The sequence below is a fragment of the Pseudoalteromonas sp. S4492 genome (genome assembly GCF_005886115.1).
Lineage (GTDB): Bacteria > Pseudomonadota > Gammaproteobacteria > Enterobacterales > Alteromonadaceae > Pseudoalteromonas > Pseudoalteromonas gelatinilytica.
This window is the reverse complement of the sequence record NZ_PNCP01000105.1, coordinates 1-452: the sequence shown is the minus strand read 5'-3', so window position 1 is coordinate 452 and position 452 is coordinate 1. Positions and strand designations below refer to the sequence as shown.

Annotated in this window: 1 pseudogene; it reads right to left on the bottom strand. The window is 48.5% G+C overall.

Annotation, left to right across the window (positions count from 1 at the left end):
- Positions 1 to 452, bottom strand: a pseudogene (locus CWC28_RS20935) (signal recognition particle-docking protein FtsY); the annotation flags it as partial.

Sequence of the window (452 nt, the reverse complement as noted above, 5' to 3'; positions counted from 1 at the left end):
ATACGTTCTTGCTCTAAACGTTCCGATTCTGCCTTTTCTGCAACAATGCGTTCTTGCTCTAGACGTTCAGCTTCTTCCTTTTCTGCCGCAATGCGTTCTTGTTCTAAACGCTCTGCCTCTGCCTTTTCTGCAGCAATTTGCTCGGCTTCACGCTGCGCCTGTTCTGCTGCAGCACGTTCTTGCTCTAATTTCATTGCTGCTTCTTGCTCAGCAAGACGAGCTTGTTGTTCTTGACGTTGTTGTTCTGCCGCTTGCTGCTCTTGAGCTAAACGCTCAGCTTCTGCTTTTTCTGCAGCAATGCGTTCTTGCTCTAAACGCTCCGCTTCTGCCTTTTCTGCCGCAATGCGTTCTTGTTCTATACGTTCCGCCTCAGCCTTTTCTGCAGCGATACGTTCTTGTTCTAAACGTTCAGCTTCTAGCTTTTCTGCAGTGATACGCTCTTGCTCTACACG